The sequence below is a fragment of the Stenotrophomonas sp. YJH_SMC_130 genome (assembly GCF_059369035.1).
Genome location: NZ_JCAFSH010000010.1, coordinates 49,693 through 68,279, shown reverse-complemented (window position 1 = coordinate 68,279; position 18,587 = coordinate 49,693). Strand labels below are relative to the sequence as shown.

The window sequence follows — 18,587 nt, the reverse complement described above, 5'->3', positions numbered from 1 at the left end:
GTGATCTTCATCGTTGGAAGATCAAGACGCAGTCAACGCCGCCCGTGGGACGGGCGACGTTGCGGCGGAACGCAGCAGGGGCAGCCGCCCGAGCGGCCTTACTCGTACTGGATGGTGAACGTGGCCTGGCCGTTCGCGACACCCGCACCCACCGTGCCAGCCTGGGTCTGCACATAGCGCGCGCGCAGCGGCAGCGCCATGACGCTGGTCCCCGGCGCGGTGGTGCCGACGTTGATGGTCTGGCCGAAGCGCACTTCGCGCTCGGTGGTGCCAACGCGCTGGACCATCTGGATGCCGATGCGGGTGGCGCTGTTGCTGGCTGCGCTGAGCTTCAGCACACCCGGCATGTTCGAGCTGTCCTGGTCGGCATCGAGGCGGATGCCGATCTTGCTCTGGTAGGCGGCAACATTGCTGCCCTGGCAGTTCAGGTGGATCTCGAAATCACGATCGACCGCGCGCGAACCGACACCGGTGAAGGTGGTGTTGGGCACGCTGCCGAAGTCGACGGCGATGTTGCGGCTGCCGGCCTGCACTTCGCAGGTCGGGCTGACCACGGTGGTACCGGAGCCCTTGAAGGTCGAGGTCAGCACCGGGCGACCGGGGCCATCGCCGTCGAAGTAGTACGTGGTGAAGCGGCCGTTCGGCGCGATCACGCCCGAGCCGGTCTGGGCAGCGGTCTTGATCAGCTGGATGCGGAACGTGCCTCCCACCAGCGAGATGGTGCTGCTGCTGCCGAAATTGATGGTGTGCGGATAGTAGGTCTGGATCGCACCGGAGTCCCGGTACAGGCGGATACCCACGCCCGCCACATCGGTTTCATAGACGTTCGAGAAGCCGGCCACCGGACGCTTCTGCGCGGCGTTGACGTACTCGCCAATGGAACGGCCACCGGACCAGTCGCAACGTGCCACGCTGTTCTGCTGGTTGATCGGCTCGCTGATCTCCTTGATCACGCCACCGACCGGCGTGCTGGGCAGGATCACGATCTGGCCCATGTCCATGGTCACGTCCTGCGCGGTGAACCAGCTGGACTGGATGCGGCACGACGCGCTGGCCTGCTGTGCCAGCAGTGCGCCACCCAGCAGTACAAGGGCCGTCAGCGCCTTGCGGCCACGGGAAGAAATCATCGGCATGCTGCCTCCAGCGGGATGAAGCCGGTCTTGGACGCATCGGCGTCCGCCGGAACCTGGTAATCGATGGTGCAGCGCTGGTCGGCACCGGCGCCCCACTCCACCAGCAGGCGACCCTGGTTCTTTTCACTTCGCACGTACAGGCGGCCGCCCTGGCTGACCATGCCGACCGGCTGGCCCTGCTCATCCTTGACCTGCGCACCGAACGGCATGCTGCGGCCATCCGGGTTGCGTACCTGGATCAGCAACGCGTTGCCCTTGCGGGTATCGAAGCGCAGGTAGCTGATGGCACCGGCGAACGGTGCGATCGACTGGCTGGTGCTTTCCAGCTCGACGTCGTGGGCCATGCCCTGCGGATCGAGGGTGACGGTGTTGAGGCGGTACGGCGACACGTACGGCACCACGGCGTAGCCGCGGCCATCGACGCGCAGGCCCGGGGCGTTGCTGACGATCGCATCGCGCGCGCCCGGGGCCTCGACCAGCACCATGGTGTCGCCACGCTGCGGGGTGAACGTGAAGCCGCCCGGATGCACCACCACGCTGCCGTTGGCACCGACCGAGGCCTGGCGGAAATCACGCGAGTGGCTGTAGGTGGCATTCAACGCGGAGTAGCGGCTGCGGTATTCGGCATTGCCGACCGCCGTGGTGCCACCCTCGCGGGAATCGGACAGGGCCACGCCGTAGCTGAAGTTGTTGTCGACGCCGGCCGAACCGGTGATGCCGACGCGGCTGTTGTCGTAGCCACCGCGGTCGCGCACGCCGAGATCGGCACTGAACGACACCGGGTGGGTACCACGGCCCAGCGGCACGCTCATCGACAGCAGGTACTGGGTATCGGAACGGCCGAGCACGCCTTCTTCGGTGCGCAGCGCCGAGAATCCGTAGTTCATCGAACGCCAGGCGTTGTTGTAGCCCACCTGGTACTGCTTGGAGGTGCCGGAGCGGTCATAGAAGTCACGCACCGAACCGGTCACGTACAGCGCACCGCCACGACGGCCCAGTGGCTGGTTCAAGGTCACCTGGAACTGGCTGCGCTGGCGGCCACGGGTGGTCGGATCGATACCGCGCGCGTCCGAGTCACGGCCATACAGCGCGTCCTGCAGGCTGTAGAAGCCTTCGGTCGAGTAGCGGTAGGCGGCCAGGGTCAGGTTGGTGCCGGTCTCGCCGATCATGTTGCTGTAGCTCAAGCGCACGCTGGCGCCAGTGTGGCTGCCGTAGTGGTCGAACGAGGTGCGTGCATGGGTGACGTCTGCCGCGAAGGCACCGACCCGCGTGGACAGGCCGACACCGTACAGCAGCGACAGGTAGCCATCGCTCAGCGCGCTGCCGCCGTACAGGGTCAGCTGGTTGCCGATGCCGCGCTGGTAGGTGCCCTGCACCAGCCAGGGTTCGTCGGCCAGCAGCTTGTTGCGCACCTGGCCGGCGGTCAGCGAGTAACGCGACACGCCTTCGCGCAGCATCTGCGGCACCGAGCCGAACGGCACCTTGAATTCGCGGCGGCGGCCATCGGCCTCGATCACGCTCACTTCCAGGTCGCCGCCGTAGCCGGTCGGGTACAGGTCATCGATGACGAAGTTGCCCGGCGAAACGGTGGAGGAGTAGATCAGCTGCTGGTTCTGGCGCACTTCGATGCGTGCGTTGGTCTCGGCGATGCCGCGCACCACCGGCGCGTAACCGCGCAGCGAATCGGGCAGCATGCGATCGTCGCTGGCCAGGCTGGCACCGCGGTAGCCGATCGAGTCGAACAGCTCGCCGGTGGTGTAGGCCTCACCGATGGTGAGCATGCCGCGCACCTGCGGGATGCCGCGCTGTGCGTAGGTGGCGATGCTCTGCCAATGGCGGCCGTCACCCTCGGACCAGGTCAGGTTGGAGTCGTGGCGGAACTGCCAGCCACCCAGGTTCAGGCCGGCATTGAGGCCGAGATAGGCACTGCGGTTGCGCTGGCCACCTTCGACACGGCTGTTGCTGTCGATGGCATTGAAGCTGTAGCCGACGAAACCGGCATTGATGCCGCGGTCCCACAGCGCCGGGTTGACGTAGCCGCGTGCCTCACGGCGCAGGAACACCTGCGGGATGCTGAGGTCGTAGCGCAGGTTGCCGCTGTCGTAGACACCGTAGGCGTTGGCCATGCGCTGCTGCACCGGCACGCAGCTGGTCGTGTCGGTCGGCAGCGTCGGGTCCTGCTGCAGCAGCACGGCCTCGCTGTCCACGCCCATTTCCTCCAGCATCGGCAGCGGCAGGCAGGCGTCGACACGGCCCTGTGCATCGGCCTTGAACTGCAGGTCACGACGGCCCTGCCAGGCACCGTTGACGTAGACGTCGACACGGTAGTTGCCGGCAACCATCGGGTTGCCATTGCTGAAGGCCGCCAGGTCGACCTGCTTGGCCTGGCCGGACAGGAAGCTGGAATTGAACTGGGCCGATTCCGGTGCACGCGCATTGGCCGCACCACTCTGCGCCATCAGCGCCTGTTCACCGAGATTGGCCGGCGCAGCCAGCGCCCATCCTGGGCAGGCCGCGCCAACAACCAGCAGGCAAAGCGCCTGATGGATCGACAATGTCAATCTGTTTCCGATCACACTGACATTCCTTCAATTCGCCGCGCGGCGGCGGTGGCGGGATGCGCAGGCCCTTGGCCGGCGCGGCGCGTTCAGCTCCCGGTGCTGTCGAGGCGGACGGTGTGCTCGACCCGGCCGCCGTAATCGTTAATGGTGATGAAGCGCACCTGGTTGGTGCCCGCCGGCGCGGCGAACTCCAGGCTCTGCTTCGGCGCGACCATCGCGCCCTTGTCCTCGACGGCCTTTTCGCTGCTGCCGGTCACGGCATGCACTTCGGCCAGAGTGACGTGGAAGGGGCTCGGGTTTTCCACCCGCAGGCGGTCGCCATTGCGGGTCCAGCGCAGCGCTGCCGGTGCGTCGTTGGCGACGCCCTTCAGGCCCTGCGGCCGGTAGAAAAGCTTCAGGCGCGAACGGAACGCCACCTGCAGGTAATTCTGGTCACCGCTGTCGGCGTTGTCCGGCGACGGCGGTACATCCAGCACGTTGAGCCAGAACACCGTCTCGCGATCGGTCGGCAGCTGTGCGCCGGAGAAGATCAGGCGCAGCGCCTGGCTGCGGCCCGGCTCGACGCGCGCGATCGGCGGCGTCAGCACGAACGGAGCATCGCTGGTATCGGCGGTCTGGTTGGCGTCGCCACTGTCGATCCAGGCCTGGACCAGTGCGGGCGAGTCGCCCACGTTGTCGACCTGCACGGTGACTTCGCGCGCCTGTGCCGGGTAGATCACCCGCGTGCCATTGACCACCACGCCGGCCAGTGCGTTCTGGCAGAGGGGCAGCGTGAACGCTGCCAGCAGCAGCGCCCGGGGAAAGAGTGCTTTCATCGGAAGTACTACGCTCGAGGGGTGTGGCCAGGGGCCGCGGAGCACTGGCCGGCGCGTACGCCGGCCAATGCGGGTACAGCTACGATCAGTTGTAGATGATCGTGTACTTGACGCTGCTGGTGACGTCGCCCGGGGTGGCGGCGGCAGTGGCGTAGTACTCAGCGTAGTAGTTCAGGTCGGCCGAGCCGTCGGTGCCGACGGTGACCCACTGCGAGTTGGTCTGGGCCAGGCCAGCGCCGGCAGCCTTGATCGGCAGGAACTGGTTGTTCGAGCCCAGCAGCTGCAGCTGCACGTTGGTGGCAGCGTTGGCCGAGGCCTGGTTGACCAGGCGGCCGCTGTTGAAGTCGACGGTCGAACCCGGCTCGAAGTAGGTGGCGACGTTGCCGGCGCTGCACTTGGTCAGGTTGATGGCGAACGGGGTACGGCCCGCAACGGCACCGGCGGTAGCCAGGGTGTTCTTCGACACGGTCGGCAGGGTCACGGCGAAGTCCTTGCCGCCCGGGGTCGAGATGGTGCAGGTCTTGTCGGTCACCTTGCCATTGAAGGTGATGGTGCCGTCGGCGGCGTTGGCGGCCAGCGGAGCGGCGGCCAGCATCAGAGCGGCAATGAGGTTGATCTTGTGCATTCGCTTTTACCTAACCCTACTGAAGAGATGAGAAGTAGAGGAGGAAGCAAGGAGCACTGCCGGGCTAACAAGACCCATCCTTGCGTCTCACCTGTGGCCGGACTCGGACATACCTTCCCCTGAATCCGTGACGCAAGTATATGCACAACTGTGATGAAAGTCTCATTATTTTTCTGAACGCCAATTCATTGACGCCCTAAATGTGACGTGATAGGCGGAATCAGCGCCTGGGACGCGTGGAAGATTTGACGACGGGGCCGCCAGGTCGCGGCCGACCGTGGATGACGCGTCGAGAGGCGCGTTCGGCAGGCGCGGAAACAGGCATTTTTCAGGCGGAAATCACCTTATTTGATGCGCATCACTCTTTCTTGGTGATGGCCCTAGCAGATTCGGATTTGTCCTATTAAAGGCGGATAGAACCTGTCGCTAACTAGGACACACCGAACCAGAGAACGTGTCATGAGGAATTCCATTCTGCTGTGTGTGGCCCTGATGTCCGTCAGTGCGCTGGCCCAGGCCAGCAGCGGCAGCATCCGTTTCAGCGGCCGCATCGCCGAGCCGGGCTGCACGACGAACCTGTCCCAGGGTGAGCTGAGCCTGGCGGCCTGCCCGCCGTCGGCCAAGGGCTCGACGGTGGAAGTGACGGCACTGGGCGATGGCCAGGCCGCGACGCTGCGCGATGGCAAGCGCCAGGGCCAGAAGCTGTCGGTGTCGGCCAGCGCGATGCGCGCCGGCGATATCGCCTTCTCCGAGCGTTACAGCGTGCAGGCTTCGAAGCAGCAGCCGCTGCAGGGCGCCTACCTGGTGGTGGTCGACTACCTGTAAGCCGACGTATTTACGCCGGCGGCAGCTCGAAGACCTGGCGCAGGTAGGCCAGGTAACCCGGGTCGTCGCACATGCTCTTGCCCGGCGAATCGCTGAGCTTGGCCACCGGCTGGCCGTTGCAGCGGACCATCTTGATGACGATGTTGAGCGGTGTCGGGCCCAGGTCATTGGTCAGGTGGGTGCCGACACCGAACGCGACCTGGCAGCGACCGCGGAAGTAGTCGTACAGGCGCATGACCTTGGCGATGTCGAGCCCATCGCTGAACACCAGCACCTTGCTGCGCGGATCGACCCGGCGCTGCTGGAAGTGCGCCAGCATGCGGTCACCCCAGTCGAACGGATCGCCTGAGTCATGGCGCACACCGTCGAACAGCTTGCAGAAATACATGTCGAAGTCGCGCAGGAACGCATCCAGGCCGACCACATCGGACAACGCGATGCCGAGGTCGCCGCGGTACTCGCGCGCCCAGGATTCCAGTGCCGCCACCTGCGAATCACGCAGGCGCGGGCCGAGCGCCTGGAACGCCTGCAGATACTCGTGGGCCATGGTGCCGTGCGGGGTCATGCCGTACAGGCGCGCGAAGTGGACGTTGCTGGTGCCGACCAGCTGCGGGCCGAGCGCGTCGCGCAGCAGCGGCAGCAGCCGCGCGTGCCAGTCACGCGAGTAGCGGCGACGGCTGCCATAGTCGGCGATGCGGCATTGTTCGAAGCCGGGGGTATCGCGCAGCAGCGCGGCCTTGGCCTGCAGGCGGCGCTCGCCTTCGGCGAAGTCGGCCGTGGTGGTGTTGCGGAACCAGACTTCGTTGATGATCGCCAGCAGCGGCACTTCAAACAGGATGGTGTGCAGCCACGGGCCGGTAATGTCCAGTTCGATCTCGCCGGGCACGGCCGTCGACGCGCGCAGCTGGATGTACTTGCGGTCGAGGTGGAACAGGCCGAGGAAATCGGCGAAATCCGGCTTCACGAAGCGCAGGCCACGCATGTAGTCCAGCTCCGCGTCGCTGAAGCGCAGGCTGCACAGGTGGTCGATTTCTTCGTCGATCTGGTCGATGTAGCGGGCCAGGTCAATGCCGGGCGTACGGCACTTGAACCGGTACTGCACCTGGGCGCCGGGGTGCTGGTGCAGCACCGCCTGCATCATGGTGAACTTGTACAGGTCGGTGTCGAGCAGGGACTGGATGATAGGCATGGAGCGGATTATGCGCCCGGCAGGGTGAACCGGGGTGCCTGCGGCCACGCTCGGCTCACGGGGAACAGCATTGGTAGATCCACGCCATGCGTGGATGCTCCTGCGGCGCTACAGCGACCTGCGCAGCAGCCTCGGCACCAGCATCAGCGCATGCGCCCAGATCGCGGCCCACACCGCAACGCGTACCGGCAGCGTGCGCTGCCTGGCCTCGAACTTCTGGAAGTAACGCCACAGCCCCCTGTGCTTGTGCCATTCCACGAAGAATGGCCGCGAGCGGCTGGAGACGCCGCGCACATGGGTAACCTGCAGGTCGTTGGCGATCGCCACCACCGCGCCGGCCTCGCGTGCGCGGCGGCACAGATCCAGGTCTTCGGCATGCAGGCGGTAACCCGCATCCCAGCCACCGATGCGCTCGAACAGGGCACGCGGCATCATCAGCAGCGCACCGGACAACGCCGGCACGGGCTGCACGGCCTGGTGTGGATCGCGCGGAACCGCCAGCTTCGAGCCCTTGCCCGGCGAGCGCAGCATCAGCAGGAAATCCGGATCGCGACGGCGCACCGCTTCATCGGCGTGGCCGTGCTCGTCCACCTGCTCCACGCCCAGCAGGCAATCGCCCAGCACCTCGCCACGGCTGCGCAGTTCGGTCAGGGTGTCCGGCTCAATCATCAGGTCCGGGTTGATGAAGGCCAGCCACGGGCTGTGCGAGTCGGCCACGCCCTGGTTGTTGGCGGCGGCAAAGCCGGGATTGTCCGGATTGCCGACGAAGCGCACGCGCGGGTCATGGCTGGCATGCCGCTGCACGATGTCCAGCGTGCCATCCAGCGAACCATTGTCGATCACCCGGATCTCGGCGATGTCCTGCGCCTGGCGCAGGCGCGACAGGCAGGCATCGATGGTGCTGCCACTCTGGTAGGTGACGACGATGGCGGCAATGGTTGCATTCAAACGGGAGGCTCCGGCGCGGGCGGGACAAACAGGTCGCCCTGTTCCTTCGGCATTATCGCCTGCCGCATGCGCTGCTGCAGGTCGGCACGCAGACCGTGCAGTGGATCGTGCATCAGGAAATCGGCCAGCCGCGGCACCCAGGCCGGCCAGCGTGCCGCCAGGGCCTCCAGGTCGCCATCGCGGCTGACCGCCTCCCCTGCCCGGCTGACGAACGCGGTCTCGCACAACACATTGCGCCACCCCAGGCCCGCCATGCGCAGGCTGAGATCGATCAGCGCGGCATTCCAGCCGGCATAGCTGTCCACGTCCAGGCCACCGGCACGGCGGCGCGCGTTGCCACGTACCAGCACCGCGTGGGTGACCGCCGATGGCAACTCCGGGTGCAGCGTCGGCAATGTAGCGCAGGTATGCGCCAGCAAGGCCGGGTCATGGGGTTCGGGATTGATCTCGCCCAGCCGTGGCCACGCCGCGGTCTCGCCGGCATTGCACCAGGGGGTCGCGGTGGCGATGGCGGCATCGCGGGCGAAGGCATCCTGCAACTGCTGCAACCAACCGGGCGACGGCACGCTGTCCGGCGCCAGCACGGCCACGTCCAGGCCATCGCAGGCGCGCAGCATCTCATCCAGATGGGCAACCTCGCCCAGTGGCCGCGCGCGCCGGGTGTACTCGGCCTGCAGCGGCGTATGCGCCAACCAGTGCTCGACCACGGCCTGCGCACGCGGCCCTGCCTGCGCGTCATCGGCCAGCCAGACCGCGGTGCCCGGCGCGGTGCCGGCATCCAGTGCGGCCAGGCAGCGGTCCAGCGCGGCATCGTCCACGCACAGCGGCAACAACACGATCGCCCCCATCCCGCCTCCGTGGTTGTCGGTGGTCACAGCGTAGCACCGGGAGGGTATCGGCCGGGTTGCACCCGGCACCTGCAGAGACCGGAGCCGAAGCAAGAGCCAGAGCGGGTTCCTGGGGAATGGTGGGGTGGGTCCGGTTGCGGGGGACGCCGTAAATACGTCCCTGTAGGCTCGGTCGCGCCATCCATGGCGCTCACGCCCCCGCAACCGGACCCACCCCACCTTCGACAGATTTCTGCGATCTGTCGGGCCTTGCTTTCTGTAGAGCCGAGCCATGCTCGGCTCAGATCTCACAGATGTAGAAATATTCGATTTCGATGAAGAGTCATCCACGCATGGCGTGGATCTACCGTATCGACCAAGGTCGACACCTACCAACAGCCGCGGAAATCTGTCAGAGGTGGGTCGGCGTGGGGTGGCAGGACCGTTGGCGCCATGGATGGCGCCATCGAGCCCCCAAGGGTGAGGGCGCTTTGCTTGCGAAGCACTGCTTCGCAAGCGCCCGAACGCCCGGCCTCTCGCGGCTGGGCCGGGCCGCGGAGCGGGGTTTACGGCGTGTCCTGCCACCCCACGCCGACGCGCCCCCCTCAGTAAACCCGCTGTTGCTTTGGCTTTGGCTTTGGCTTTGGCTGTTGCCGTTGCTCCGGCCTCGGCGGGTGCCGGGCGCAGCCCGGCCGTAAACCCCCTACTTCTTCGCGCGCGGCTGGTTCAGCGGCTCCATCGCGCGGAAGCGCTTGCTGTACTCATCGGTCAGGTTGCGCGATTCCTGGTTGTTGCGGACGATGGTCGGGGTCAGCAGCACGATCACCTCCGAACGACGGCTGGTGCGGGTCTTCTGCCCGAACAACGCACCGACCACCGGGATCCTGCTCAGGCCCGGAATGCCGCTGCTGCCATCGGTGGCCGAGTCGGTGATCAGGCCCGCCAGCATGATGGTGTCGCCGCTCTGTACCGCCGCTTCGGTGGACAGCTTCTTGGTCGAGATGCGCGGATTGCAGTTGCGCTCGTTCGGGTTGCAGGCGTCCGGCACGTCGGAGGCGCTGCTGACCTCCTGCACGATATCCAGGAACACCGTGCCATCGCGGGTCACGCGCGGGCGCACCTTGAGGATCACGCCCGTGTCGATGTACTGCACCGAGCTGTAGGTGCTGGTGCCCACGCCGGTATTCACCGTGGTGGTGTTGATCGGCACCTTGTCGCCAACGTTGAGCGTGGCCTCGGCGTTGTTGCGCACGAACACCGACGGTGTCTGCAGCAGGCGCAGGTCGGTGACCTTGTCCAGCGCGCTGACCACGGCGGCCGCGTTGTGGCCGGTGAATGCCCAGCCCACGCCGTCGTTGCCGGTGACACCGCCGGCGAAGGTATTCCACGAACCGCCCGCTGCCGGCGGCAGGGTCAGGCCTGCCAGTGCGCCGGTCAGCGCGCGACCAGCCACAGCGTTGTCGAAGAACCAGTTCACGCCGTACTTCAGGTCACCGGTCAGCGCGACTTCGGCCACCTGTGCCTCGATGTGCACCTGCAGCGGCATCACGTCCAGCTTCTCGATCACCTCGCGGATCGAGCGCCAGGCCTGCGGGGTCGAGCGCACCAGCAGGGTGTTGGTCTCCTCCACCGCCGACACGCCGACGCGGTCGCCCTCCACTTCCAGGCTGACGCTGACGTTGCCGGGCTGGCGCTGCGGCAGGTTCAGGCTGCCGTTGCTGCTGCCACTGCCACTGCTCCCGCCCAGCGTCGAGCCGAGGGTGCTGCTGTTGTTGTCCATGCCACGATCGCCGTCACCGCCCAGCTGCGACGGGATGGCGCCTGGCGCGAGCGAGGCCGGGCTGGAGGCGCCGCGGTTGCCACTGCTGGCGAAGGCCTCGCTGAGGCGCTCGGCCAGGTCGCGTGCCTTGATGTAGCGCAGCTCGTAGGAGAACAGGCGGGCGCTGCCACCTGCGGTGTCGATGCGATCCAGCCACTGCTGGATCTGGTCCAGGTAACGTACCTGCGGCGTGATCACCAGCACGGCGTTGGCGTTCTCCAGCGGCAGGAAACGGAACATGCCAGCACTGGGCGTCTTGCTCTCTTCGCCGAATACCTTTTCCAGGTCGGCCGCGACCTGCTCAGCCTTGCCCGACTGGATCGGGAACACGCCCACCGACATGCCCGACAACCAGTCGACGTCGAAGATCTCGACGGTGCGCAGGTAGTTTTCCAGTTCTGCGCGCGTACCACCGAGGGTGATCACGTTGCGGCCGCTGTCCACATTGACGATGGCGTTGGGACGCGCATACGGCTCCAGCACCTTCTTCATCTCAGTGGCGGAGATGAACTGCAGCGGGACCACGCGGACCTCGAAGCCGCGTGCGCTGGCCGCCGGCGCGGTGCTCGGCGCGACCGTGCCGGCCAGCGCCTGGTCGGCGGCGACGATGTTGTAGCGGCCGCCGCTGTAGACCATGCGCGCGTTGTTCCAGCCCAGCACCATCTCCAGCAGGTTCAGCGCCTGCGCCGGCGAGACCGGCTTGGGCGTGGCCAGGGTCACCGTGCCCTGCACGCCCGGTGCAATCACGTAGTTCTGGCCAAGCATGTCGCCAAGGATGGCCTTGACCACCGCATGCAGCGATTCGCCTTCGAAGTTGAAGGTGGCCTCGCCGGTGCTGGCGCCATGCAGCGCCGGGGCCGGTGCGCGCGCGGCCTCACGGTTGATCATGGTGCCGGTGCCGCGACGGATCACCGCCTGCGGTGCGCCCTGGCTTTCGCGGGCGGCATCAGCGGCGACGTCGGCCGCTTGGCCGGCAGCGGCGCTGGGCGACAGGTTGCCGTTGCGCTGCACGTGCGGCGCGGACACCGTACTGCAGCCGACCAGCAGCGCGAGGGCAAAGGACCAGGGAAGAAAACGCAGGTTCATGCATTCACTCTATCGGTTGGTGCCATCGCCCGGGGGCGGCGACGGTTGTTGCTGCTGTTGCTGCAGCTGGCGGCGGCGGGCCTGGATGCGTTCGCGGATGGCCTGCATCTGCGCTTCGCTGGGACCGTTGTTGTTGGCCGGTGGTGTTTTGGCAGCTGACGCCGCAGGTGTGGGGGCATTGCCGGCGGGCGGCGTCGGTGGGGTGGCCGCGACCGGGGACGGCGCCGGCGGAGCACCCGCCGAAGGCGGCACAACGATCGCACCTGCAGGCGGTACACCGTTGGCACCGCGCAGCACCGTCGGCGGCTCACCGCCCTGGCCGTTGAACACGGCCAGTTCCAGGACCTGGTTGCCACCGGGGCCGATCACCGTCGCCTGACGCGGCTGCAGCGCGACCAGCTGCCAGCCATCCACGGCTTCGCCGTTGAGACGCAGGCGCAGCGAGCGGTTCTGTTCGGTGGTGAAGGTGGCCATGCCGAAATCGCCGGTCAGCAGCACGCCGGTCAGGCGCAACGCGGCACTGGCCGCCGGTTCGCTGCCCCCCAGCAGATAGGGCCGCGGCCTGCGGTCTTCGGCGAACAGCGGGCGCTCTCCGATCGCGCTGTAGCTGTCGGCGCTGGCCATGCGCTCTGCAGCCAGCGGCGGCAGCGATGGCAGCGATGGCGCGGCGTCGGCATCACCGTCCGCGCCCGGCAGCTGGCTGCCCAGCCCGAAGACGGTTGCCAGCCAGACCATCGCCGCCCAGCCGGCCAGTGCCAGCAGGAAGCCGGTACGCAGGCTGATCTGCTCAAGCTTCATCGGCCACCTCCTGCCCTTCGGACGGGGGCGCCGGCTGGGGCGCAGGCGTGGCCTCGGCCGGCGAAGCAGCCGGCGTCGGCGCTGCAGCGGGCGCCGGAACCGTGCCATCGGCGGCGGCGCCTGGCAGCAGATAGCCGGCCAGCTCGAAGGACACATCCAGGCCCAGCCCCGATTCGTTCGGCGATTGCTGGAAGCGCTGCGCGATCAGGTTGAGGTTGTCGACGAACAGGCGGGGGCTGCCGGTTTCGAGGCTGTGCAGCACGGTGGCCAGTTCGGCCACGCCGCAGCGCAGGCGCACCTGCATGGCGACGCGCACGAACTCGGCATCGCGCCGGTTGTCGGTCAGCGGCGTGCGGTTGCTGATGGTGCAGCTGCGGTTGCCCGGGCTGGCCATCGCTACCGCATCCTGCAGCCGGGCGCCCAATGCAGCGGCGGCAGCTTCGGCGGTGGCTTCGCGCAGGAAGCCTGGCCGCTGCTGCAGTGCCTCGCGGGTAGCGCGAAGGCGCTGTTCGATCTGCGGCTGCTGCTGCAGCTGCGCCTGCACGCGCGACTCGCGTTCGCGCAGGGCGGCGACATCGGCATCGATCGCACGCAGCGGCTGGGTGAACCAGGGGTGCACCAGCAGCAGATAGGCCAGGCCCAGCACTGCCAACAGCAGTGCCAGCGCCAACCAGCGATCACGGCGTGCGCTTGGCATCGGCATCGGCCGCCTCCGGGGTCGGTGCTGCGGCCGGCAACGGCTGCAGTTCGGCGGTCATGGTGAAGCGGTCGCGGCCACTGGCCGCGCCATCGGCCTGCAACACCCCGGTCAGGTTGACCTTGCGCCACTGCGGTGCATCCTGCAGCAGCTGCACCAGCTGCGATGCCTCGCGGCTCAGGCCGATCAGCTGCAGGTTGTTGTTCTCGATCGCCAGCTTTTCCAGGTAGGTGCCTTCCGGCAGGCGCCGGGTCAGTTCGTTCCAGATCTCCACGGTACCGGCGCGCTGGCTGCGCTGCTTCTCAAGGAATGCAGCACCATCGATCAGCGCCTGCAGCTGCGCGCGTTCGCTGGCCACGCCACGCGCGCTGCGCGCGCTGCGCTCGACCTGCGCCCGCAGTTCGTCGGCGGCGGCCTGGCGGTTGTCCAGCAACTGCACCGCGGCCAGTACCAGCATCACGACGGATGCCGCTGCCAGCAGCAGGTTCCAGCGCCGCATCGGGTCTGGCCGCAATTGGCGCTGCGCGGGCGGCAGCAGGTTCACCTGCAACACGTTGCCCTGCGCATCGATGGCATCGACGCCGGCCAGCGCATCGGCCCATTGGCCCACCCGCGTGCGCCATGCTTCCAGCTGCCGCAGTGGCCACGCTACCAGTTCGACCTGCAACTGCCCTTCGCCGCCCGCGCCGAGTTCACGCACGTCATAGCTGACCTGGGACGCTTCGAACGGGGTCTGCCGGTCGATCTCGAAACCGACCACGGCACGCAGGCGGTCGGCCGCCGCGGCGGGCAGGCGCAGCGTGCGCCGCAGCACATCCGCCGCGGGCAGCAGCCACACCCGGGGCAGGCTGCGCAGGCGCGGCTCGAGTACCCGGTCCAGTTCCACCGGCGACAGCGGCCACGGCAGGCGCGCCACCACTTCGCGGCGTTCACCGGCCTCACGCCAGACCTGCAGCTGGTCGCTCTCAGGCTGCAGCAACAGGCGGGCCTGGCCCCAGCCCAACGCCCATTGCCAGCGCACCGGTACCCAGGCCAGCAGCGACTGCCGCCACCAGCGCAGGAAACGGCCAGCGCCCGGGCCGATCCGGCCCTGCACCTGCCGCAGACTGTCCTGCCACGCCGTCATCTTGCTGTCATTCCCTGCTCCCAGCGAAGCACTGTGTAGGTCCGCCCGGGAACCCCGCCCGAGCCACTGCGTATCACTGCCTGCAACACCGACCTGCGTCCACTGCTGTCGATGGCAGCGGACTCGATACTATAGGTGCCGCTGCTGCTGGCAAGCGTTGTCGTACCACCAGCGGAATCTGCATCACGCTCCTGCTGGGCGCGCTGCGCCAGCACGGTATCCGCATCCAGGCCCAGTGCGGTCAGCACCGGTGCGCCGGCGAACTGGGGATCCGGCCGCGCCTGGCGGCTGTACAGGGTCAGGTGCGGCAACATCGCCCGGTACAGCGTGCCGCGCATGCCCAGCACGCGCTGCAGCTCGCCCAGGGTCTCGAACCGCTTGTTGCGTGGGCCATAGGGCAACCCGGCTGCGGCGTAGTCCTGCGCTTCGGCACCACCGCCCGGCTGCAGCAGGCTGTCCTCGTCACGCCAGTCGATGATGGCCCCGGCCAGCTGCCGGGCCTGTGCATCGTCTTCACCCAGTGCCTTGAGGAAGGCGGCCAGCAGCGCGGCATCGGCCAGGTTCAGGTTGATCTTGCCGTTCTCGTCCAGCACCTTGATCTCGATGCTGGCGTCGTCGAACTGCCAGCGATAGGTCCGGCCATCGGCACGCCAGGGCGCGCGCTGCGGATCGGCCGACAGGCGCAGCAGTGCATATTCGAGGCCGGCGCGCGCACGTTCCTGCCCGCGTGCATCGTCATCCAGCACGCGCTGCTGCAGGTGTTCGACCCGTGCGCTCAGCGCGAATGCGCCGACCAGCGCGGTCATCAACGCGATCAGCCACAGCACCAGCACCAGTGCCGCCCCACCCTGACGCCTCATCGCGCGCCTCCGCTGCCACCGGCGCGCAGCGCCACCACCAGCGGCGGCCACGGCGCACCCCGGGCCGGCGCGATCTGGATCTCCACCAGCATCGGCAGGCGGCGGGTGTCGTCCCAGCGAGGCATCCAGTCAGTCACCTGCCCGGTGCTGGCATCGATACCCCGATAGCGCAGCTGCACCGACTTCAGGTTTTCCACCAGCACCTCGGGCGGGCGCGGCGGGTTCTCGGCGATGCGCTCGCCTTCCTGCAGCAGCACCAGCTCCAGCAGCAGGCGCTGTTGGCCATCGTGTCCGTCGACCTGCAGCGCATGCAGGTAGGGTCCGCCACGGCCGAGGTAGCCGGGCAGGTCGGCGGCGAACAGCATGCGCTGCTCTTCGCCCTGGAAGAAGACCGGCTCGCGGGTGGGATCCGGAACTTCCAGCGGCGTGCGCAGCGCAGCCGCCAGCTGCCTGCGCAGCAACGATTCCACCGCGCGCATGCGTTCGCTTTCGGCGGCGATCTGCTCGCCGCGCTGGCTGACCGCCATCGCCGAGCGCACGCTGGCAAAGGCCAACGCCAGGCCGCCGGCCAGCAACACGGTGGCCAGCATCACTTCGACCAGGGTGAACCCTGCGGCGCGGCGCCTCACCGGGCATTCTCCAGGTCGGGCGGCAACAGGCGCAGGCTGCGCCAGCGCAGCTGCTCGCGTTCGCTGTCGCCCCAGCGCACCTGCAACTGCAGCTCCGCCAGCCATGCAGTACCCGGTGACGTCGCCTGCCCGGCAGTGCCTGCGCGGGGCTCCACCCACGGCTGAACCTGCAGTTCCCAGTGATAGCGCCCCTGTTCCCAGTCACCCTGTTGGCTGCCCACCTGCAGCGGTGTGTCGACACCGGCTTCGGCCAGCAACGACTGGGCGTGCAGCACCGCGCGCGTGCGCAACTCGGCATCGCGCACCTGTTTTGCGCCGCCGGACAGGCTGCCCAGCAGCAGGGTCAACGCCAGGCCCAGCAGGGCGAAGGCGATGATCACTTCCAGCAGGGTGAAGCCACGCGCGCGCCGCTTCATTGCGCCCGCCAGGGGCCGGAGCGGACCTCGCCGGTGAGCCAGCCGACGTCGACGCGCCATTCGGCGCCGTCGCGCTGCAACCGGATGCGGCCACCGCTGGAGCCACCATCGGGATGAAATTCGATCACACCCTGCCCCGGCGCGGTGGCCAGCTGTGCGGCACCTTCGAACTGCACCTGCAGCTGTGCGGGCACCTCACCGTGGCGCTGGTTGGCGCCCTCCCAGCGCCGCCGCGCCGGCTCGATGACGAAGCGCTGCGGTTCGCCGCGGGCGATCGCCTGCGCGCGCACCATGCGCAGCTGGCTGGCGATGTCCTTGCCTGCGCTGCGCAGCTGCATGCCGGCGAAGCCGCGCGACAGGCCAGCGGCGGTGATCAGGCCGATCGCCGCGATCAGTGCGATCACCAGCAGCATTTCCAGCAGCGACAGTCCCGCCGCGCGCCTGCCGTGCAGGCGCGGGTGGGGCAACCGGCGCGGCAGGAAATACGTCATGCGCGGTTACGGCTGGTAGCGGATGTCAGCGTCGACGCTGCTACCGCCGGCCTTGCCATCCTTGCCCAGGCTGACCAGCTCATAGGGCTGGCCTTCGCCCGGTGCGCGGTATTCCAGGGCGTGGCCCCACGGGTCGTTCAGGTCGGCCGGCTTGGCGTACGGGCCGAGCCAGCCGCCAACACCGGCCGGTGCGGTCACCAGGTCATTGAGCGAGCCGGGCAGCTTGCCGGTGTCGATCTGGTAGTTGTCGATCTTGGACGCCACGGTCTGCACCTGCGCCTTGGCGATGTTGGCCTTGCCACGGTCGGCACCGCCCAGCACGCGGCTGGCGACCAGGGTCAGCACCGCGCCGATCAGCACGATGACGATGATGATTTCCAGCAGGCTCATGCCCGACTGGTTGCGCGCGGCAGTGAAGGAAAGGCGGATCGGTCGGCGACGGGCAATCATGGACGGTCCTTTCAGTTGCGGAGTGTCGGGGTTGCAGGGAGTGCCATCGTCAACCGATGGCATTGGTCAGGTCGTACAGCGGCACCAGCACGGCCACGATCACCGCGCCCACCACCGAGGCCAGCACCAGGGTGATCGCCGGCACCATCGCCGCCAGCAGGCGGTCGATGCGCCGGGCACTATCCTGTTCGAAGGTGTCGGCCGCCTTCAGCAGCATGGTATCGAGGGCGCCGGATTCCTCGCCGACCTGGATCATCTGCAGGGCCAGGCGCGGGAAGCGCTTGCCGCGCGACAGTGCCAGCGACAGGCCGGCGCCGTTCTTCACTTCATCGGCGGCCGTTTCCACGTCGGCGGCGAGTGCGCGGTTGCCCAGCACGTTGCGGGCGATGCCCAGCGCGCCCAGCAGGGGCACGCCGTTGCGCAGCAGGGTGCCCAGCGTGCGCGCCAGGCGCGCGGTTTCCAGTTCACCGACGAGACGGCCGATGCCACGGCGCTGCAGCAGCCAGCCATCCAGCGCCAGCCGGAACGCGGGTTGCCGCGCCTTGCGCTCGAAGAACAGCGCCAGCAGCGCCGGCACCACCAGCAGCAGCACCCACCAGTCGCGCACGAACAGGCCCAGCTGCAGCACCGCATTGGTGAACCACGGCAGCGCCACGTCCAGGCTCTCGTACATCTGCGCGAACTGCGGCACCACATAGCCAAGCAGGAACAGCAGCGCGCCGCCCACCACCACCAACAGGATGGCCGGGTAGACCAGTGCGTTGATGACCTTGCCCTGCAGCGCGCGGCTGCGCTCGAGGTAGTCGGCCAGGCGTTGCAGGGTTTCATGCAGGCTGCCACCGGCTTCGCCGGCGCGCACCATGTTCACGTACAGCCGCGAGAACAGCCCATGCTGGCGTTCCAGCGCGGTGGACAGCGGTGCACCGCCGCGCACCACGTCGCGGATGTCGGTGATCGCGCGGCGCGATCGTTCGTCCTCGGGCAACCCCAGCAGGATCGACAGCGCGCGGTCCAGCGGCTGGCCGGCACCGAGCAGGGTCGCCAGCTGCTGGGTGAACTGCAGCAATGCAGCGCCCTGCAACGGGCGCTGCTGCAGCAGGTTGCGCCAGCTGCTGCCGCCGATCGCGCCGGCGTCGGCCAGCTGCGTCTCCATCGGCAGGTGGCCCTGGTCCTGCAGGCGCGCGATCAGCTCGGCCTCGCTGGCCGCTTCCATCTGCCCGTCGAAGACCTCACCGTGCGGATTGAGCGCCTTGTAGCGGTAGTTCGGCATGTCAGCCCCGGCGTCCTGCACG

General features: G+C 67.9%; 18 protein-coding genes. 1 reads left to right on the top strand and 17 read right to left on the bottom strand.

Annotation, left to right across the window (positions count from 1 at the left end):
- Positions 1–98: 98 nt before the first annotated feature.
- The 4 genes from AC5P5V_RS13030 to AC5P5V_RS13015 all read right to left on the bottom strand — a co-directional run bounded on the left by AC5P5V_RS13030 (position 99) and on the right by AC5P5V_RS13015 (position 5,134).
- On the bottom strand, positions 99–1,133 hold the full coding sequence (locus AC5P5V_RS13030; RefSeq protein WP_231352539.1) for a fimbrial protein: 1,035 nt from the start codon (positions 1,131–1,133) through the stop codon (positions 99–101).
- Positions 1,124–3,688 carry a fimbria/pilus outer membrane usher protein gene (locus AC5P5V_RS13025; RefSeq protein ID WP_134972089.1) on the bottom strand — a complete coding sequence of 855 codons (2,565 nt, stop codon included), beginning with the start codon at positions 3,686–3,688 and terminating at the stop codon, positions 1,124–1,126. Before AC5P5V_RS13025 ends, AC5P5V_RS13030 begins: the two co-directional genes overlap by 10 nt.
- A gap of 92 nt (positions 3,689–3,780) precedes the next feature.
- Complete coding sequence (locus tag AC5P5V_RS13020; protein WP_005415239.1) at positions 3,781–4,509, bottom strand: fimbrial biogenesis chaperone; 729 nt, start codon at positions 4,507–4,509, stop codon at positions 3,781–3,783.
- A gap of 85 nt (positions 4,510–4,594) precedes the next feature.
- Complete coding sequence (locus AC5P5V_RS13015; RefSeq protein WP_005415238.1) at positions 4,595–5,134, bottom strand: fimbrial protein; 540 nt, start codon at positions 5,132–5,134, stop codon at positions 4,595–4,597.
- 459 nt (positions 5,135–5,593) lie between these two features.
- Between AC5P5V_RS13015 and AC5P5V_RS13010 the strand changes: the two genes are divergently transcribed.
- On the top strand, positions 5,594–5,959 hold the full coding sequence (locus tag AC5P5V_RS13010; RefSeq protein WP_134972086.1) for a hypothetical protein: 366 nt from the start codon (positions 5,594–5,596) through the stop codon (positions 5,957–5,959).
- Between the two features lie 10 nt (positions 5,960–5,969).
- On the opposite strand, the gene pncB is transcribed toward AC5P5V_RS13010, so the two are convergent.
- The 13 genes from pncB to xpsF form a co-directional block, all read right to left on the bottom strand.
- On the bottom strand, positions 5,970–7,148 hold the full coding sequence (gene pncB / locus AC5P5V_RS13005; protein ID WP_005415236.1) for a nicotinate phosphoribosyltransferase: 1,179 nt from the start codon (positions 7,146–7,148) through the stop codon (positions 5,970–5,972).
- Positions 7,149–7,256: 108 nt separating this feature from the next.
- Positions 7,257–8,096: a glycosyltransferase family 2 protein gene (locus AC5P5V_RS13000; RefSeq protein WP_134972087.1), complete on the bottom strand. Its 840-nt coding sequence runs from the start codon at positions 8,094–8,096 to the stop codon at positions 7,257–7,259.
- Complete coding sequence (locus tag AC5P5V_RS12995) at positions 8,093–8,944, bottom strand: glycosyltransferase family 2 protein (protein WP_065179817.1); 852 nt, start codon at positions 8,942–8,944, stop codon at positions 8,093–8,095. Before AC5P5V_RS12995 ends, AC5P5V_RS13000 begins: the two co-directional genes overlap by 4 nt.
- A 682-nt stretch (positions 8,945–9,626) precedes the next feature.
- Entirely contained in the window at positions 9,627–11,828 is a 2,202-nt protein-coding gene (gene gspD / locus AC5P5V_RS12990) for a type II secretion system secretin GspD (RefSeq protein WP_061478431.1), read from the bottom strand.
- Between the two features lie 9 nt (positions 11,829–11,837).
- Entirely contained in the window at positions 11,838–12,626 is a 789-nt protein-coding gene (locus AC5P5V_RS12985; protein ID WP_180885660.1) for a type II secretion system protein, XpsN-like, read from the bottom strand.
- Positions 12,616–13,329 (bottom strand): type II secretion system protein GspM, encoded by a 714-nt coding sequence (gene gspM, locus AC5P5V_RS12980; RefSeq protein WP_061478433.1) that lies wholly within the window; start codon positions 13,327–13,329, stop codon positions 12,616–12,618. The genes AC5P5V_RS12985 and gspM overlap by 11 nt, the downstream gene beginning before the upstream one ends.
- Positions 13,304–14,449: a PilN domain-containing protein gene (locus AC5P5V_RS12975; protein ID WP_065179642.1), complete on the bottom strand. Its 1,146-nt coding sequence runs from the start codon at positions 14,447–14,449 to the stop codon at positions 13,304–13,306. The genes gspM and AC5P5V_RS12975 overlap by 26 nt, the downstream gene beginning before the upstream one ends.
- Entirely contained in the window at positions 14,446–15,309 is an 864-nt protein-coding gene (locus AC5P5V_RS12970) for a type II secretion system minor pseudopilin (protein WP_065179641.1), read from the bottom strand. Before AC5P5V_RS12970 ends, AC5P5V_RS12975 begins: the two co-directional genes overlap by 4 nt.
- The gene (locus AC5P5V_RS12965) at positions 15,306–15,938 is read right to left on the bottom strand and encodes a type II secretion system protein J (protein ID WP_231352537.1); all 633 of its coding nucleotides are present in this window, start codon (positions 15,936–15,938) and stop codon (positions 15,306–15,308) included. Before AC5P5V_RS12965 ends, AC5P5V_RS12970 begins: the two co-directional genes overlap by 4 nt.
- The gene (gene xpsI, locus AC5P5V_RS12960) at positions 15,935–16,354 is read right to left on the bottom strand and encodes a type II secretion system protein XpsI (RefSeq protein ID WP_111200814.1); all 420 of its coding nucleotides are present in this window, start codon (positions 16,352–16,354) and stop codon (positions 15,935–15,937) included. Before xpsI ends, AC5P5V_RS12965 begins: the two co-directional genes overlap by 4 nt.
- Positions 16,351–16,845 carry a type II secretion system protein XpsH gene (gene xpsH / locus AC5P5V_RS12955; protein WP_049417201.1) on the bottom strand — a complete coding sequence of 165 codons (495 nt, stop codon included), beginning with the start codon at positions 16,843–16,845 and terminating at the stop codon, positions 16,351–16,353. The genes xpsI and xpsH overlap by 4 nt, the downstream gene beginning before the upstream one ends.
- Before the next feature lie 6 nt (positions 16,846–16,851).
- Positions 16,852–17,295 (bottom strand): type II secretion system major pseudopilin GspG, encoded by a 444-nt coding sequence (gene gspG / locus AC5P5V_RS12950; protein WP_005415225.1) that lies wholly within the window; start codon positions 17,293–17,295, stop codon positions 16,852–16,854.
- 49 nt (positions 17,296–17,344) lie between these two features.
- Positions 17,345–18,565 carry a type II secretion system protein XpsF gene (xpsF, locus tag AC5P5V_RS12945; protein ID WP_069139470.1) on the bottom strand — a complete coding sequence of 407 codons (1,221 nt, stop codon included), beginning with the start codon at positions 18,563–18,565 and terminating at the stop codon, positions 17,345–17,347.
- Positions 18,566–18,587 lie beyond the last annotated feature (22 nt).

What these genes read in the sequence shown, in the direction of transcription:
- AC5P5V_RS12970 (WP_065179641.1), bottom strand. Translation starts at nt 15,309, where the DNA reads ATGAGGCGTCAGGGTGGGGCGGCACTGGTGCTGGTGCTGTGGCTGATC.
- AC5P5V_RS13030 (WP_231352539.1), bottom strand. Translation starts at nt 1,133, where the DNA reads ATGCCGATGATTTCTTCCCGTGGCCGCAAGGCGCTGACGGCCCTTGTA.
- AC5P5V_RS12995 (WP_065179817.1), bottom strand. Translation starts at nt 8,944, where the DNA reads ATGGGGGCGATCGTGTTGTTGCCGCTGTGCGTGGACGATGCCGCGCTG.
- AC5P5V_RS13010 (WP_134972086.1), top strand. Translation starts at nt 5,594, where the DNA reads ATGAGGAATTCCATTCTGCTGTGTGTGGCCCTGATGTCCGTCAGTGCG.
- AC5P5V_RS13015 (WP_005415238.1), bottom strand. Translation starts at nt 5,134, where the DNA reads ATGCACAAGATCAACCTCATTGCCGCTCTGATGCTGGCCGCCGCTCCG.
- AC5P5V_RS13020 (WP_005415239.1), bottom strand. Translation starts at nt 4,509, where the DNA reads ATGAAAGCACTCTTTCCCCGGGCGCTGCTGCTGGCAGCGTTCACGCTG.
- gspM (WP_061478433.1), bottom strand. Translation starts at nt 13,329, where the DNA reads ATGCCGATGCCAAGCGCACGCCGTGATCGCTGGTTGGCGCTGGCACTG.
- AC5P5V_RS12985 (WP_180885660.1), bottom strand. Translation starts at nt 12,626, where the DNA reads ATGAAGCTTGAGCAGATCAGCCTGCGTACCGGCTTCCTGCTGGCACTG.
- gspD (WP_061478431.1), bottom strand. Translation starts at nt 11,828, where the DNA reads ATGAACCTGCGTTTTCTTCCCTGGTCCTTTGCCCTCGCGCTGCTGGTC.
- AC5P5V_RS12975 (WP_065179642.1), bottom strand. Translation starts at nt 14,449, where the DNA reads ATGACGGCGTGGCAGGACAGTCTGCGGCAGGTGCAGGGCCGGATCGGC.
- xpsF (WP_069139470.1), bottom strand. Translation starts at nt 18,565, where the DNA reads ATGCCGAACTACCGCTACAAGGCGCTCAATCCGCACGGTGAGGTCTTC.
- pncB (WP_005415236.1), bottom strand. Translation starts at nt 7,148, where the DNA reads ATGCCTATCATCCAGTCCCTGCTCGACACCGACCTGTACAAGTTCACC.
- xpsI (WP_111200814.1), bottom strand. Translation starts at nt 16,354, where the DNA reads ATGAAGCGGCGCGCGCGTGGCTTCACCCTGCTGGAAGTGATCATCGCC.
- xpsH (WP_049417201.1), bottom strand. Translation starts at nt 16,845, where the DNA reads ATGACGTATTTCCTGCCGCGCCGGTTGCCCCACCCGCGCCTGCACGGC.
- gspG (WP_005415225.1), bottom strand. Translation starts at nt 17,295, where the DNA reads ATGATTGCCCGTCGCCGACCGATCCGCCTTTCCTTCACTGCCGCGCGC.